The 15,470-nt window shown below is 49.7% G+C and carries 14 protein-coding genes; 9 read left to right on the forward strand and 5 right to left on the reverse strand.

Features of this window, described 5'->3' with window-relative positions; all coding sequences use genetic code 11:
* Nucleotides 1-42: 42 nt before the first annotated feature.
* On the forward strand, nucleotides 43-1,110 hold the full coding sequence (locus ACXAGX_RS00830; RefSeq protein ID WP_474821925.1) for an agmatine deiminase family protein: 1,068 nt from the start codon (nucleotides 43-45) through the stop codon (nucleotides 1,108-1,110).
* Nucleotides 1,103-1,996 carry a carbon-nitrogen hydrolase gene (locus ACXAGX_RS00835; protein ID WP_070123185.1) on the forward strand — a complete coding sequence of 298 codons (894 nt, stop codon included), beginning with the start codon at nucleotides 1,103-1,105 and terminating at the stop codon, nucleotides 1,994-1,996. Before ACXAGX_RS00830 ends, ACXAGX_RS00835 begins: the two co-directional genes overlap by 8 nt.
* On the opposite strand, the gene ACXAGX_RS00840 is transcribed toward ACXAGX_RS00835, so the two are convergent.
* From ACXAGX_RS00840 to ACXAGX_RS00850, 3 genes are all read right to left on the reverse strand, one after another.
* A complete protein-coding gene (locus ACXAGX_RS00840; RefSeq protein WP_474835988.1) occupies nucleotides 1,993-2,304 on the reverse strand; it encodes a hypothetical protein in 312 nt (103 codons plus the stop codon). The genes ACXAGX_RS00835 and ACXAGX_RS00840 overlap by 4 nt on opposite strands.
* Nucleotides 2,305-2,430: 126 nt before the next feature.
* The gene (gene pdeM, locus ACXAGX_RS00845; protein WP_474835989.1) at nucleotides 2,431-3,132 is read right to left on the reverse strand and encodes a ligase-associated DNA damage response endonuclease PdeM; all 702 of its coding nucleotides are present in this window, start codon (nucleotides 3,130-3,132) and stop codon (nucleotides 2,431-2,433) included.
* A 3-nt stretch (nucleotides 3,133-3,135) separates the two neighbouring features.
* Complete coding sequence (locus ACXAGX_RS00850; RefSeq protein WP_474835991.1) at nucleotides 3,136-5,586, reverse strand: ligase-associated DNA damage response DEXH box helicase; 2,451 nt, start codon at nucleotides 5,584-5,586, stop codon at nucleotides 3,136-3,138.
* Nucleotides 5,587-5,764: 178 nt separating this feature from the next.
* Between ACXAGX_RS00850 and ACXAGX_RS00855 the strand changes: the two genes are divergently transcribed.
* Together ACXAGX_RS00855 and ACXAGX_RS00860 are read left to right on the forward strand one after the other, a co-directional pair.
* A complete protein-coding gene (locus ACXAGX_RS00855; RefSeq protein ID WP_474835993.1) occupies nucleotides 5,765-6,790 on the forward strand; it encodes a ligase-associated DNA damage response exonuclease in 1,026 nt (341 codons plus the stop codon).
* Entirely contained in the window at nucleotides 6,790-8,373 is a 1,584-nt protein-coding gene (locus ACXAGX_RS00860) for a cisplatin damage response ATP-dependent DNA ligase (RefSeq protein ID WP_474835995.1), read from the forward strand. The genes ACXAGX_RS00855 and ACXAGX_RS00860 overlap by 1 nt, the downstream gene beginning before the upstream one ends.
* Nucleotides 8,374-8,410: 37 nt before the next feature.
* On the opposite strand, the gene ACXAGX_RS00865 is transcribed toward ACXAGX_RS00860, so the two are convergent.
* The gene (locus tag ACXAGX_RS00865; protein ID WP_474835997.1) at nucleotides 8,411-9,040 is read right to left on the reverse strand and encodes a tetratricopeptide repeat protein; all 630 of its coding nucleotides are present in this window, start codon (nucleotides 9,038-9,040) and stop codon (nucleotides 8,411-8,413) included.
* A gap of 154 nt (nucleotides 9,041-9,194) precedes the next feature.
* Complete coding sequence (locus ACXAGX_RS00870) at nucleotides 9,195-9,440, reverse strand: TIGR02647 family protein (protein WP_070123212.1); 246 nt, start codon at nucleotides 9,438-9,440, stop codon at nucleotides 9,195-9,197.
* Nucleotides 9,441-9,691: 251 nt separating this feature from the next.
* Between ACXAGX_RS00870 and ubiD the strand changes: the two genes are divergently transcribed.
* From ubiD to ACXAGX_RS00895, 5 genes are all read left to right on the forward strand, one after another.
* Nucleotides 9,692-11,161, forward strand: coding sequence for a 4-hydroxy-3-polyprenylbenzoate decarboxylase (gene ubiD, locus ACXAGX_RS00875; protein WP_474836805.1), 1,470 nt, complete (start codon nucleotides 9,692-9,694; stop codon nucleotides 11,159-11,161).
* 182 nt (nucleotides 11,162-11,343) lie between these two features.
* On the forward strand, nucleotides 11,344-12,039 hold the full coding sequence (fre, locus tag ACXAGX_RS00880) for an NAD(P)H-flavin reductase (protein ID WP_474835999.1): 696 nt from the start codon (nucleotides 11,344-11,346) through the stop codon (nucleotides 12,037-12,039).
* An 80-nt stretch (nucleotides 12,040-12,119) separates the two neighbouring features.
* Nucleotides 12,120-13,454, forward strand: coding sequence for a M28 family metallopeptidase (locus ACXAGX_RS00885; protein WP_474836807.1), 1,335 nt, complete (start codon nucleotides 12,120-12,122; stop codon nucleotides 13,452-13,454).
* 275 nt (nucleotides 13,455-13,729) lie between these two features.
* Nucleotides 13,730-15,013 (forward strand): CHASE2 domain-containing protein, encoded by a 1,284-nt coding sequence (locus ACXAGX_RS00890; RefSeq protein WP_474821957.1) that lies wholly within the window; start codon nucleotides 13,730-13,732, stop codon nucleotides 15,011-15,013.
* Between the two features lie 69 nt (nucleotides 15,014-15,082).
* Nucleotides 15,083-15,469, forward strand: coding sequence for a hypothetical protein (locus ACXAGX_RS00895; protein WP_474821959.1), 387 nt, complete (start codon nucleotides 15,083-15,085; stop codon nucleotides 15,467-15,469).
* Nucleotide 15,470 lies beyond the last annotated feature (1 nt).

Below are 15,470 nucleotides of genomic sequence, written 5' to 3' on the forward strand. Positions count from 1 at the left end.
TACTTGCGCCCGTTATTTAACTGACTAACTGGAAGCAACATCATGAAAAGCACTTCTCCACTAATTCCTGAGTGGGAAGCCGTCGACGCTGTTATTCTCGCCTGGCCCCACGATAAAACTGACTGGGCTCCGTGGCTGGAGGAAACACGCGAAACCTATTTAACCGTGATTGAACAAATCAATGCCGCATCCGCTGGCGTATTATTGTTATGTCGCGCCGATGATGTTGCCAATGTTCAAGCGCGCCTGGCCGCAGATGCCCGGGTGCTCATCATTCCGGCAGAATACAACGATACCTGGGCCCGCGACTATGCGTTTCTTACGCGCAAGGTATCTGAAAACGAAGATATGAAAGGTCAACCAGTAGAATTTCAATTCAATGGCTGGGGCCAGAAATTCAACGCGACCAGCGATAACCAAGTGAATCAGCGTTATCTGGCACCGATGTGTCAGTTGCCACTGCTCACCAGTAAGATTGTCGCCGAGGGCGGTGCGCTGGAAATTGATGCACAAGGCCGTTTAATGTCTACCGCTCAGTGTTTACTGAATCCAAAACGTAATGGCGATATCACGCTGGCCGATTACGACGCCGAGTTTACCCGCATGCTCGATTGCAGTAGTTTCACCGTTTTCCATCAAGGCCACCTTGAAGGTGACGACACTGATGGCCACGTAGACACGCTGGTTCGTTTCACACCCGATCATGGCCTGGTTATTCAAGCTGCCGATAATCGTCCTGATGACACCCACTTCGAAGGCTTAAAAGCACTATGCGAAGAGTGTGCAGCTGCATTTCCTGACCACCAGCAATACTGTCTGCCGCTGCCAGAAATGTTTAACGACGACAATGAGCGTTTGCCAGCGTCTTACGCTAACTTTCTGATTTGTAATAATGCAGTATTGTTGCCGGTATATGGTCAGCCGGAAGATGATGCCGCCATTGCGGTTACTGAAGCCGCGTTTCCCCGACACAACGTGGTTCCAATAAACTGTGCGACTCTGGTTCGTCAGTTCGGTAGCTTGCACTGTATTTCTATGCAAGTACCGACAAACACATTAACGCCATCAGTCCTGGCCCAACTCAAACAAGGAGTCACTGTTTATGACTAAGAAAACTCTTAAAGTCGGCCTGGTACAACAATCTGTTGCCGACAATGACAAAGCAACGAATTGGAATAAAAGCGCCGAGCAGGTAGCCAAGCTGGCAGCAGAAGGCTGTGAATGTATTTTGCTGCAAGAGCTGCATTCCACATTGTATTTTTGTCAGGAAGAAGATACCAACGCCTTCGATTTGGCGGAGCCGATCCCCGGCCCGGCAACCGACTTTTTTGGCGAACTGGCAGAAAAGCACAACATCGTGCTGGTGACATCGTTATTTGAAAAGCGCGGTTCAGGTTTGTACCACAATACAGCTGTGGTTTTTGACCGTAGCCGTGAAATTGCCGGTAAATACCGCAAGATGCACATTCCAGATGATCCTGGATTCTACGAGAAATTCTACTTTACCCCTGGCGACATGGGCTTTACACCAATTCAAACCAGCGTAGGTAAACTTGGCGTGCTGGTATGCTGGGATCAATGGTATCCAGAAGCTGCCCGCTTAATGGCTATGGCCGGTGCTGACTTACTGTTCTACCCCACTGCTATCGGCTGGGATATGACGGATACCGAAGAAGAGCGCAGCCGACAGCACGGCGCATGGCATACCATTCAGCGTGCCCACGCCGTTGCCAACTCGGTGCCAGTGATTGTGGCAAACCGAACCGGCTTTGAAGCTTCACCGATTGACGGTGATCCGGGCATTCAGTTCTGGGGGCAAAGCTTTATTGCTGGTCCTCAGGGTGAAGTACTGGCGCACGCTTCCGCCGATAAAGAAGAAACCTTATCTGTTGAGCTGGATATGGAAAGAACGGAAAAAGTGAAGCGCATCTGGCCATACTTCCGTGACCGCCGTATTGACGCTTATGAAGATTTGACCAAACGCTGGAGAGACTAATCTCCAGCAGCTTGCTCTCTGGTGCCAGCCAGAGAGCGTGATTTTGGTGCTTTCGCTGGCGGCGGAAAATCATTATCGGCAATGGTCGACAGCACAAACCAACGAACTGCAATAATATTCCATCCCGCAATCATGATAATAGTAGGAAAAAACAGCACTGTTCCCGCAATCATTATCTTGAATTGAAAAAGCAGAAATGTGCACACCACCATAAGGGGCGGCACACTGTATTTCATCAACGGGTTAACCCGAATCCTTTGGTAACAGTGACGGCAAAGGGTTTCACCATCGTTTGCTAACTTTTTCATACATACGGTAGGTTCATCACAATAGGGACAATGTCGGTGGGTGTGCATGGCGCATTCCGAAAGCTTGATATCTTCCGCAACCATAGCCAATTTAAGGGCCGCAGAGCTACTGTACCAACGGCCGGTTCACACTTTGTAGATGCCGCCTTCGAACAATAAAAATGTTTCCATAGCCTTGCCTTCAAATAGCGCCCTCATAGATTCAGTTTCGATATCCAATCCACCGGTATACTGACCAAAAGCGGGCATGACAAAGACACGGGCGTTGTGCACGAAACATTTTCCAGAGAATCGTTTTCGGGAGACGGTTTTTCTGACTTTCGGGTGGTAATGCCCCACTACTTGAAATGCCTTCCCCGCCTCTGGCTCGTGAGAAAGCACCACACCATCCCATTCGAGATGTAGTGCACTGTGGCCGCCAGCCTGCTCAGGAATTGCGGGATCATGATTGCCTAATAACCACACCCATTTTTCGCATTGCGATACCAACACAGACAGCAACCCTTGCTCCTCTTCCGGCATCCGATAGAAGCCATCTGCATCGTGGAAGCTGTCGCCCAGACAGATCAACTGCCGGGGCGAATAATCGGCAATAATGCACTGTAATCGCAGTAGTGTTGAGCGGGTATCGAGTTGTGGCAACGGATTAGCAAATCGGCTAAGAAAACTGCCTTTTTCAAGGTGTAAATCAGACACCACCAACGCGTCTCGTTGCGGGCAGTAAAGTACGCCCCGCGCATCCAGCAGGAAGAGCTGCCCTGCGAACTTAACGGGTAAAACCCGGTTCGCCGCAACTTCACCATGTAGCCAGGTATCAGTAATTGCCATTGCTTAGTTACCGCTCAGCAATGCTCTGATATCAGCCATCATGTCTTCAGCTTCCTGATATAAACTCGCCTGCTCAATAATGGCGTGAGCGCCAGCACCTTTCACCTGCTCGCTGCGCACATCCAGTACGATTGGGATTGCCATGGGCGACACCTTCTCCAAATCCATGAAGTGCATTTTATCATCGAACCGGATGAGCATGTCAGCAAGGCGACGCAAATCTAGCAACTCACGTTCTGCATCAGCCCGGGTCACTGCCAGAAGAATATGGTCTGGCTCGTGCTCCCGCAAAGTGTCATAAATTAAATCGGTAGAAAAGGTCACCTGCTTCATTGTTTTGTGGCTGCTGTGGTAATGCTGTTCGGTGAGTCCGCTTACCACAGCTACCTGTCGGAATGAACGCTTCAGCATGGGCGCTTGAAGCATCCAGTCTTCCAACTCATCACCCAGAATATCGGGCTGGAACAGTTTCCGGAGCTTACCTTCATCGACCTTCTCAAGCAGGCAAACAGATAAACCATAGTCGGTCACAGAAAAACTCAGCGGTTTAAGACGCATCTTCTCCATGCGCCGGGTAATCAGCATACCCAGCGTCTGATTAGCCTTGCGGCCCTCGAAGGTATAAAACAACAAGTAATTGGCTTTGCGATGGGGAAACTGCTCAATAAGCACACGGTTCATATCGGGTAGTGCCGAGAATGCTTGTTGCAACTCCAGCCATTCCTGCACCTGGCCGGGCAGCGTTTTCCAGCTTTCCGGTTTATCCAGAATGTGCCTGACGCCTTCCGCCAGAAAGGTAGACATGGGCATCTGACCACCGGCGTAGTTGGGTATTTTAGGCTCGCCGCCTTTGGTGGGTTTAGCGTGCAACTGCATGTCTCGAATGGCTTCAAATTTAAGAATTTCACCAGCAAACATAAAAGTGTCGCCGGGCACCAACTGCTGGGCGAAGTATTCTTCCACCTCGCCGATGATTTTGCCCTGGTTGCCCCGGCGGATGCGTTTTACTTTCAGGCGTCCAGCTTCAACAATGGTGCCTATGTTCTGTCGGTGACGCTGGATAACGCGCTTTGACGCAGGGCTAAACAAGCCATCTTCGTTTTGCTCCATCCGCTGATAGCGCTCGTAAGCGCGCAATGCATAGCCGCCATCAACCGTGAACTGCCAGAGCTTAGTAAACTCCTCTTCACTCACACTTTGATAAGGTGCAGCATCAAGTACCTGCTGATAAATCTCTTCCGCAGAAGAAGGCTTACTGCAGGCGCAATTGAGTATAAATTGCGGCAAGATATCCATCGCCCCTGGGAGCAGTGGCTCACCATCCAATTCACCGGCAGCAATCGCATTCATCGCCGCGCGACACTCCACCGCTTCGAAACGGTTAGCTGGCACCAACAATGCTTTACTGGGTTCATCCAGTCGGTGGTTTGCCCGGCCAATACGCTGTAACAATCGGCTCACACCTTTTGGCGCACCAATCTGAATAACCAGATCCACGTCGCCCCAGTCAATGCCTAACTCCAACGCAGAAGTACTAACAATGGCCCTAAGCACGCCTTGACTCATCAGGCTTTCCGTTTTCCGCCGTTGCTCTTTCGATAATGAACCGTGATACAGGGCGATAGGTAAACCTTCTTTGTTTTCCTCCCACAGCATCTGAAACACCAATTCTGCCTGAGCCCGGGTATTCACAAACACCAGCGCGGTATCGGCTTGCATCACCGCTTCGTATACCTCTTCCATGGCATAGCGTGCCATGAATCCACCAAACGGCATGCGATGCCGCGAATCCAACAGTGTAATATCAGGCTTCACGGTTTGCGGCACCTGAATCACCTCAGCAGGCTCGCCAGTACGGCCGAGCCATCCTGCAATAACCTCAGGTTGCGCTACCGTTGCAGACAAGCCTACCCGGTGCATATCTGGCGCCAAACTCTGCAATCGCGCCAGTGCCAAAGAAGTAAAATCGCCGCGCTTGTTAGCAACCAAACTGTGTACTTCATCTAAAATCACCGTTTTAAGGTTACCGAATATCTTTGGCGCGTCGGCATAAGACAGTAACAACATCAGCGATTCAGGCGTTGTTAGCAATATATTCGGCGGCTTACGTCGCTGGCGCTGACGTTTGTGCGATGGCGTGTCACCGGTGCGGGATTCAATGGTCACCGGCAGGCCCATGGCTTCAACAGGATCAGTAAGGTTGCGCTGTATGTCGTTGGTCAGTGCCTTAAGTGGCGAGATATAAAGCGTATGTAGACCTTCTACGGGATGGCGATATAAGTCGGCGAGGCTGGGCAGAAAGCCGGAAAGGGTTTTACCCGCCCCGGTAGGCGCAATTAATAAAGTAGCGTTGTTCTGAGCAACCGCCGACAGCATCTGACGCTGATAGTCGCGCAGTTGCCAGCCTTTGCTTCTTAGCCACTGGTAGAAAGGAGGGGGAAGTCTTTTTGCCATAAATCTCCATTTTGTGACTGTTTACGCATGAAGCCGGACGAGGGATTATCAGTTATCGATGTAATGCATTACGTTAATTATATTTAACTCACCCAGGTTCATCAGAACACTTATCCAACCATCCGTTTATCATTCCCTGCCGTAGAAGTATTTTCACACAGAAAACCCGGAGTGACCTTTGCACCCACAAGACTGGATATCGGTAGAAGAGGCGGGATTATATTGTCATCCTGCGAAGCTCTATATCGACCCGATGCTGCCGGTAGACAGTGCCGTTGTTACCCATGGTCATGCTGACCACGCAAGGGCAGGCCACCAGCATGTTTTCGCGTCTGCAGAAACCTTGGCGATCATGAAAACCCGCTACGGTGAGGAGATGGCGGAGCAAACCACCGCATTACGAATGGGTTCACCGGTAACACTTGGCGACGCTACCGACCCCGTTACCATGACACTTTACCCTGCCGGTCATATTCTTGGTTCAACGCAAGTTCTACTGGAATATCGGGGCGCACGACTGGTCATTTCCGGCGACTATAAACGCCGTCACGACCCCACCTGCCCACCGTTTGAAGTAGTGCCCTGCGACGTGTTTATCACCGAAGCCACATTCGGCTTACCCGTATTTACCCATCCGCCGTTGAGCCATGAAATCGATAAATTGCTTACCTCACTAGCTGTTTTTTCAGATCGTTGTCACTTGGTGGGCACCTATGCGCTAGGTAAATGCCAACGGGTGATAATTGGTTTGCGGGAAGCCGGTTACAGCAAGCCGATTTACCTGCATGGGGCATTGCAAAAACTGTGTGATTTGTACCAACAATACGGCATTGAGCTGGGCGAACTGCTCCTGGTTAACGATGTGGCAGACAAAGCATCTCTGGCCGGTGAAATTGTTTTAGCCCCGCCCTCAGCACTGGCTGATCGCTGGTCTCGCTCCCTGCCCAATGTGCGCACCGTGATGGCATCAGGCTGGATGCAAATTCGTGCCCGCGCCCGGCAACGCCAGGTTGAGCTACCACTGATTATTTCTGACCACTGTGACTGGCCTGAGCTACTACAAACCATCGAAGAAGTTTCACCAAAAGAAGTGTGGGTGACTCACGGCCGCGAGGATGCATTGGTGTATCAGGCCAACCTGATGGGATTTGAAGCCAAAGCGCTTTCCATGGTCGGCTACGATGACGATGAGGAAACCGGCTGATGGAAGCATTCAGTGATTTATTGGAACAGCTTTATTTTACCAGCGGCACCAACGCCAAAGCCGCGCTGATTTCCCATTACATTGCTACCACGCCAGATCCAGACAGAGGCTGGGCAATCGCGGCCATCGCCGGTGAACTTAAATTCGATTTTTTTAAGCGCAATACCATAAAGAATTTGATGCTTGAACGCATCGACGAAAACCTGTTCGCCATGAGTTACGACTACGTGGGTGAAATGAGCGAAACCGTGGCGCACCTGTGGCAGCCGGAAACTCAGCCTTCGGGTGATGTTGAACTGCCCGGCCTGAATGAAGTGGTGGAGACTTTTCGCAATGCGAAGCGCACTGAGGTGAAACCACTGCTGGTTGCCTTACTCGATAACATGACAGCCTCTCAGCGCTGGGCGCTGATAAAACTGGGCACACGGGGATTACGTATTGGGGTCTCTGCACGCAGCATTAAGCAAATCCTTGCCAACTATGGTGAAGTGCCCATAGAAGAAATTGAAGCCCTCTGGCATGGCGTAGAGCCACCTTACACCGAACTGTTGAGCTGGTTGGAAAACAAAGGGCCAAAGCCGGACATTTCTGACCGGGTTACCTTTCATCCGGTGATGCTTTCCCACCCTATCGATGATGACACACGGGAAAAACTTGCCGCGAGCGAATGGCAGATTGAACCCAAGTTCGACGGTATCCGCGTGCAACTGGTATCAGCCCCAGCGGGTAAAGCCCTGTTCAGTCGCACCGGTGACGATATCAGTGGCTCGTTTCCAGACCTACTGGACACCATCGACCATAACCTGGTGCTCGATGGCGAATTATTAGTGATGCACGGCGATAAGGTCGATACCTTCAATCAATTGCAGCAACGATTAAACAAGAAAAAAACCTCAGCAAAACTCATGCAGTCACTACCGGTATCGGTAATGGCTTACGACTTGTTAGAACTTGATGGCGAATCACTGATGGACTTACCGTTAACAGAACGCCGTCAGCGCTTGGCTGAGTACATTGAAAAGCATCCGGGAGAGCGCCTGCATTTATCCCCCACCTACAGTGTGAGTGATGTAGCTGAACTGGAAAAACTGCATCAGCAAGTCACCGAAGATACCGCCATTGAAGGCTTAATGCTGAAACGTAAAGACAGCACCTATATACCGGGGCGTCCAAAAGGGCTGTGGTATAAATGGAAGCGAGATCCACTGTTGATTGATGCAGTGGTGATGTACGCCCAGCGTGGTCACGGCAAGCGCTCCAGCTTTTATTCAGACTTTACCTTTGGCACTTGGGAAGGCGATACCCTGCTTCCAGTGGGCAAAGCCTATTCCGGCTTCACCGATGAAGAACTGAAAAAGCTGGATAACTGGGTTCGCCGTAATGCAGTGGGGCGTTTCGGCCCCGTGCGGGAAGTGAAAAAAGAACTGGTGGTGGAAGTCGCTTTCGATGCGGTGCATCCGTCCAGCAGGCACAAATCAGGCGTCGCCATGCGCTTTCCCCGCATTCACCGTATTCGTTGGGACAAACCCGCGGCTGAAGCCGACACACTGGAATCGGTAAAGGGGTTAATCGAAACCGCTTAGCGCTTTTTAATAAGTAGTGCTGCTGAAAAGTAGAACCTTAGCTCTGCAACGGGCGTCGCGCGGCCCGCACCGCTTTAGGGTGCATCAGCTTTTCCAACGCAGCAAGGTAGCCGGCTATCTGCTGGTGGATTTTTTTGTCGTCGGTTATGGCGTTATAGAGCCAATGATAAGTATCTTCATAATCGTAGGGGCTGCCGTAACCATCAACGAATAGCTGCGCCAATTGTAACTGCGCTTTTAAATTGCCCAATGCCGACGCTTCCCGCAAGTACATGACTGCGCGAGGCTTGTCTTCCTGCACTAATGTGCCTTTGGAGTAATAACGACCAAGCTGTTCAAGTGCCGCCGGTAGACCTTGTTCAGAGGCATCTCGCATAAACCCGATGCCACGAACCGGATCAGCATCAACACACACGCCCCAAGCCAGCATATCTCCCCACAAAAATTGATAAGCGGGTTCTTTTAACACCTCGGCATGGGCTTCGATATCCTGATTCAACTGGCAGCGATCAGCCACTATTCGCTCTAAATGCGTATTCTGATTAATCATAGTTATGAGTTCATCCTGCGAGTACAGTTGAACTGCTTTCAGTTCTTGGGCCTGTAGTGAAACGCTAACCAGCGAGGAAAAAACAATAACAAGAAGTGTAGAGGCGCGTTTTATCATGACAAAAACCTGAAACTAATCCTGATTGAAAACCGACATTGCGTGCCGGTACACACCGGCCTACTCTCAGTATCGGCCAACCAGCCTGAATCTGAAGATCAAATATTCAGCAATGTTCGCTCTGACCGAGTTGCAGACAGAGCGATAATTAAGCTTAGTTCAGTTTCATTGAAAGTGCTGACTGCACATGGCGGGCGTGCTCAGCGAGGTCTACTCCCAAGTCGGTGAGATAACCACCGTCGGGCTGAGTAATAACGCCTTTGGAGTAAAGCCGTTCTGCTGCATGCACTACGGACTGGCTGGCATCATGATGAATCTTAAGCCCCTGCATCAGGCTGGATGCCGGAAACTTAAGAAGAAGATTTAACTCATCGATCATGTCCTGATCTATTAAACCCATCACATTCTCCTGATTGATATTGTTGTTAATCCGCACTTTGGCGAACAGTAATGTAGGCAACTGCCATAACACTACCATTTGCATTCGCTGTCCAGATTAATTTAGGTCAAAATTGTGCACAGTGCACTATGTAGGTAGACAAGAAGCGAACCATTAAGTTTATGAGAGAGAACAAAATCTCATTAAACCGACGGTCAGTTAAAATGGTATACTTCAGCCATATTCCTCAGGATGCGAGAAGCACGGACAAGATGAAATACAAAGATCTGCGAGATTTCCTGGCGCAACTTGAAGCCAAAGGCCAACTTAAAAGAATAACGCAGGAAGTCGATCCGAATCTGGAAATGACGGAAATTGCCGACCGTACATTGCGGGCCAAAGGTCCGGCACTGCTGTTCGAAAACCCCAAGGGCTACGACACACCAGTACTGCTTAATTTGTTTGGCACGCCAGAGCGGGTAGCTATGGGCATGGGCCAGAACTCGGTCGAAGCATTGCGGGAAGTGGGTAAATTACTGGCATATCTGAAAGAGCCTGAGCCACCGAAAGGCCTCAAAGATCTTTGGGAAAAGCTGCCTGTGTTCAAACAAGTTCTGAACATGCCGGCTAAAGAGCTGAAAAAAGCCCCCTGCCAGGAAGTAGTGCTGACTGGCGATGACGTGGATTTATCTAAACTGCCTATTCAACGCTGCTGGCCTGGCGATGCAGCACCGCTGATCACCTGGGGACTAACGGTAACGAAAGGCCCGCATAAGAAACGTCAGAACCTGGGTATTTATCGTCAGCAGGTCATCGCTAAAAACAAAGTGATTATGCGCTGGCTGTCACACCGTGGTGGCGCACTGGATTTCCGTGAGTGGTGCCAGACGCACCCCGGCGAACCCTATCCGGTATCAGTGGCTTTAGGTGCTGACCCAGCAACCATTCTGGGTGCCGTAACGCCCGTTCCCGATACGCTGTCTGAATACGCTTTCGCGGGTTTGCTACGCGGCAGCAAAACCGAGGTGGTGAAATCCATCAGCAATGAATTGCAAGTGCCTGCCAGTGCCGAAATTGTACTTGAAGGTTACATTGCACAGGACGAAGTGGCACCGGAAGGTCCTTATGGCGACCATACCGGTTACTACAACGAAGTAGATACCTTCCCGGTATTTACCGTTACCCACATTACCCATCGCCAAAAGCCCATCTACCACTCCACTTACACAGGCCGTCCACCGGATGAACCCGCCGTATTGGGCGTAGCATTGAATGAAGTTTTTGTGCCCATTCTGCAGAAGCAGTTCCCGGAAATCGTCGACTTCTATCTACCCCCTGAAGGATGCTCTTACCGCATGGCCGTGGTCACCATGAAGAAGCAATATCCGGGTCATGCTAAGCGGGTCATGATGGGTGTATGGTCGTTCCTGCGACAATTTATGTACACCAAGTTCGTTATTGTGTGCGATGATGATGTGGATGCCCGTAACTGGGAAGATGTCATCTGGGCCATTACTACCCGTATGGACCCCGCCCGCGACACGGTTCTTATCGAGAATACGCCCATTGATTATCTGGATTTCGCCTCACCGGTGTCTGGCCTGGGCTCAAAAATGGGTATGGATGCCACCAACAAAATGCCAGGTGAAACGGATCGCGAATGGGGTGTCCCCATCGTAATGGACGAAAATGTGAAAAAGCGTGTGGATGACATCTGGGACAGTCTTGGTATTATGGACTAAATTACGTGGAGCGACTGGGCGAAGGATTGGCTGTCGAAGCCTGTGTGAAATTAAAACACGCGGTAAACCCATCCCTGGGCGCTTCACCGCAGCATCCATGCTGCGGAGAGTTTTAATTTCACACAGGCTCCTCCGCCGCTTCGCCCGCTCACAACACATTCAAACCATAGTGATAGGAAAATATGTCGGAATTTCAATGTAAGGTTACGGCCATCTCGCCGTTAACTGAGGCCGTTTATAAAGTTGAGTTAACGCCTGCACAACCGGTGGATTTTAAAGCCGGTCAGTACATCATGGTGCACATGGGCGAGAAAGATAAGCGCCCGTTTTCCATTGCCAATCCGGCTTTTGACAACGGTCGAATAGAACTGCACATTGGTGCCGATGAGAAAAATGCGTATGCCACCGAAGTGCTCGATAGAATGCGTAGCGAAGGTGAAATCACGCTGAGCGGCGGTCACGGTGAAGCAAATCTGCAATCCGACGGCTCCGACATCATTCTGATTGCGGGTGGTACCGGCTTCTCTTACACCTGGTCAATTCTGCAACAAGCCCTGAAAGACACCCCTGACGCAAATGTCACCTTGTACTGGGGCGGTCGTAATCAGTCAGATCTCTATCTATTCGATGAACTAACAGCATTAGCCGCTAAGCACCCGAACTTCACATTTGCTCCGGTAGTAGAATTTCCAGAAGAAGGCTGGCAGGGTAAAACCGGTTGGGTTCACAAAGCTGTGATGACAGACCACACCGATTTATCCAACAAACAGGTTTATATTGCAGGGCGTTTCGAAATGGCCAAAGTCGCCAGAGACGATTTCGCCGAATGTGGCCTGACTACCGATAAACTCTTCGGTGACGCCTACGCCTTCATATAAAGCCACGCAACCATAAGCGTGGCACTTACAACAGGCTTGAAGGAGTGTTTATGCTACCACGCACACTGGTTGCTACTACGATGCTGCTGTCCGCTTCAGCGATAGCAGCGCCTACCACCAACGACGACCCACGACTACACGATATTGCTAAAGCAATTTCTGCAGACCGTATACAACAAGACATCACCACACTGGTAAATTTCGGCACCCGCCATACATTATCTGAGACAAAATCAGATACCCGTGGCATCGGCGCAGCCCGCCGCTGGATCAAAAAAGAATTCGAACAAATCTCTGCCAATTGCGGCGGATGTCTGGAAGTCATCACAGTGAGTGAAACCATCAGTGGTGAAAAGCGAATTCCCAACCCTGTAGAAGTAGTCAACGTGATTGCCATTCAGCGCGGAACTACCGACCCAGACCGCTACGTACTCATGTCTGGCGATATTGACTCACGGGTATCAGACGTTATGGACTTTACCTCTGACGCCCCCGGTGCGAACGACAACGCTTCTGGTGTTGCCGGCACCTTAGAAGCAGCCCGGGTGCTGAGTAAATATCAATTTAACGGTACCATTGTTTATGCCGCGCTATCTGGTGAGGAGCAAGGCTTGTTCGGCGGTAAAATTCTCGCTGCAAGAGCGCAGGAAGAAGGCTGGCGTTTAAAAGCAGTACTGAACAACGACATGATCGGCAACATTGAAGGCGTAAATGGCGTTATCAATAACAGTACAGTACGCTTGTTTGCTGAAGGCACCCGGGTGACTGAAACCGAAGCAGAATCCCGCCTTCGTCGCTTTACCGGCGGAGAAGTAGACTCACCAAGCAGAAACCTGGCTCGCTACATCGACAAAATCGCAGACCAGTACATCGAAAACCTCGATGCCATGGTGATTTATCGTCTTGATCGCTATGGGCGTGGTGGTCATCATCGTCCGTTCAATGATTTGGGTTATCCTGGTATCCGCATCATGGAAACTAACGAGAACTATACCCGCCAACATCAAGATTTACGCACCGAAGATGGCATCGTATATGGCGACACGCTGGACGGCGTAAACTTTGATTATGCGGCGAAACTTACCGGCTTGAACGCAGTAAGTTTGGCTGCTATGTCTTGGGCTCCAACGCCACCGGCTGATGTGTCTATCGAAGGGGCGGTGCAGCCATCCACAACACTGAAATGGAAAGCCGCCGATGCAGATCAAAATCCGCAACTGGCCGGTTACAAAGTGTATTGGCGCTATACCGATGCCCCGCAATGGCAGTACAGTAAATATGTAGGCGACGTGACAGAAACCACACTGGAAAACATTGTTATTGATAACTACTTCTTCGGCGTTGCCAGTGTGAGTAAAGACGGCATTGAAAGCCCGGTGGTTTACCCCGGCGCGGCTGGAAGTTTTGGCGACTAATACCGAAAAATTATCTAAAACCCTCTCGCAGGCTAACGGTCAGTTAGCTTGCGCTTTATTCCCCCATTGCGAATCTCAAAACGGTTAAAAATAAAGCAATTTATACGTTGACTTTTATCAACGTAAAACGCTTAATTAATAAACAAAGGGCTGAAGTATCCAGAATTAACTAGTAACGTTTTACCGTTAAAGCCAAAGGAAGGCTGGTTATCAAAAACTTCATGTTTATTTTTATCATTTTTACGAGCCTCCCATTTTATGTACGAACCACGCTTTTGGTTGGTACTTATCTTCTTGATCCTTTTAAAATATCCTCTGTCACCGATGAAGCCTCGGCAGAAGTGCTAAATCGTATCACATCGCTGTTTTATGACGGTGATGGTCATAACCAAATTACCGTCATACTCATTGACGATACCTACTTGTCGACTGAGAAGACGAGGTGGCCGTTACCGTTTGCTGAGCAGAGTCGTTTGGTACGTCGAATCCTCCGTTATAAACCCGAAGCGCTATTTATCGACTTGCTCTACACCCATGATCGTAAAGGGCACGGCGATAACTTCGCATCACTGCAGAATATTCTCGACAATGCAGGACGCAGAACGCCCATTTTTATTCCTAAGCCAGAAACCACCGAGCTTCCCCCCGAGGCGCTTTTTAAAGTAAATCGCCCGGTGGTCGTGCAATGGGAAGGAGAAGATCATTATTACCCTCGCAAGTATTATCAAGGCAGCGCTGACGACGGTGAATCGTTAAGCACACCTGCCACAGCATTGTTTGATATCTATTGTCAAAACAACGCCTGCGATGAACGCGCATTGTCGAGTGAAGAACCCATTTATCTGCAGTGGGGCGCAACGCCTCATCCTAAGCAGTCTGAGTTCACAGCTGTTGGTGATAATTGCCGCGATATTAGTGGCGCGTTAAGCAAATTGGGGAATCTTGCTGAAATTATTAGAAGAGAGATTTTTTGGAAGGTTACTGGCGATTGGCAACAATCGTGCCCTCATACAAGAACAATTATGGCACAGCAACTGTCTGCAAATTCAGAAACAGCCCGGCTTTTGTTCACCGAGGCCCTTGCGGGAAAAACGGTGTTACTCGGCGCGTTAATTCAAGGCGCGCGAGATGAAGTGATTACTCCGGTAAACGGAAAAATTGCTGGCGTTTACCTTCATGCCATGGCTTTAGACAACCTAATTACCATGCAGAATAACTATTTTCGCCCTGCTCCTTCCGTATTTTATAAATTTGATGCTTGCGACATTGCAGAGTGGATTTTACTAGCCATGGTGGTGGTCTGGGGCCTGTTTAGCGTGGGCAAACTTAGACTGAAGAAAAACAACGCCCTACTTACCAAACAAGACATCGAGCAGCGAAGTCAGTGGGGCGCTGTGGCGCTTACCCTTTTAATTTTTGCAACCACATTAATCTTTATGCTGGTTTTTCATACCCAGCCCATTAATTGGATTGCCGTTTTCATGGTGATCTCCATCGTACGGTATGTTCTGCACCGCCAACTTAAACATCACAAATTTGAGTTGGATATTGATAATTAACAAAAGCTAAATGCAGGGGTAATCGGCATCTCAACCGCTCCCCCCTCTTATCAACACTAAGGAAAGGTAATGATTAAAAAAGTACTCCCCGTCCTGTCACTCATACTTTGTGTTAACGCGTATGCTGACTCCGCCGACCCAGTAAAAATTCTTAGCTTTAACATCGATCCGTTGGAAATCGTCGATGCCACAGGTGCCTATATCGGAGATATTTCGCAATCTGAATTGCCATCGCCGGAAATACTCGTCGAGGAATTTAATAGAGACGAAGAACTGGTTCAGATTAAGGCTTTAGATGGCTCATTAATTTGGCTAGATACCTATTATGTGAATTTAAGTGAGACCAAAGATGTCGATATCCCCTGTACCGTATTAGCCCAGGCGAAAGACTCAAAAAGTGTTGAAGCAGGAACCATGGGATTCGGTAATAACTGCCCAGGCTCAGAGGAGCAATAAA

The organism is Alteromonas sp. ABV4_515, assembly GCF_056160345.1.

Bases quoted from the DNA above. Each gene is read 5' to 3' on its own strand.
- pdeM (WP_474835989.1), bottom strand. From the start codon at position 3,132: ATGGCAATTACTGATACCTGGCTACATGGTGAAGTTGCGGCGAACCGG.
- ACXAGX_RS00860 (WP_474835995.1), top strand. From the start codon at position 6,790: ATGGAAGCATTCAGTGATTTATTGGAACAGCTTTATTTTACCAGCGGC.
- ACXAGX_RS00850 (WP_474835991.1), bottom strand. From the start codon at position 5,586: ATGGCAAAAAGACTTCCCCCTCCTTTCTACCAGTGGCTAAGAAGCAAA.
- fre (WP_474835999.1), top strand. From the start codon at position 11,344: ATGTCGGAATTTCAATGTAAGGTTACGGCCATCTCGCCGTTAACTGAG.
- ACXAGX_RS00840 (WP_474835988.1), bottom strand. From the start codon at position 2,304: ATGAAAAAGTTAGCAAACGATGGTGAAACCCTTTGCCGTCACTGTTAC.
- ACXAGX_RS00885 (WP_474836807.1), top strand. From the start codon at position 12,120: ATGCTGCTGTCCGCTTCAGCGATAGCAGCGCCTACCACCAACGACGAC.
- ACXAGX_RS00870 (WP_070123212.1), bottom strand. From the start codon at position 9,440: ATGGGTTTAATAGATCAGGACATGATCGATGAGTTAAATCTTCTTCTT.
- ubiD (WP_474836805.1), top strand. From the start codon at position 9,692: ATGAAATACAAAGATCTGCGAGATTTCCTGGCGCAACTTGAAGCCAAA.
- ACXAGX_RS00835 (WP_070123185.1), top strand. From the start codon at position 1,103: ATGACTAAGAAAACTCTTAAAGTCGGCCTGGTACAACAATCTGTTGCC.
- ACXAGX_RS00830 (WP_474821925.1), top strand. From the start codon at position 43: ATGAAAAGCACTTCTCCACTAATTCCTGAGTGGGAAGCCGTCGACGCT.
- ACXAGX_RS00895 (WP_474821959.1), top strand. From the start codon at position 15,083: ATGATTAAAAAAGTACTCCCCGTCCTGTCACTCATACTTTGTGTTAAC.
- ACXAGX_RS00865 (WP_474835997.1), bottom strand. From the start codon at position 9,040: ATGATAAAACGCGCCTCTACACTTCTTGTTATTGTTTTTTCCTCGCTG.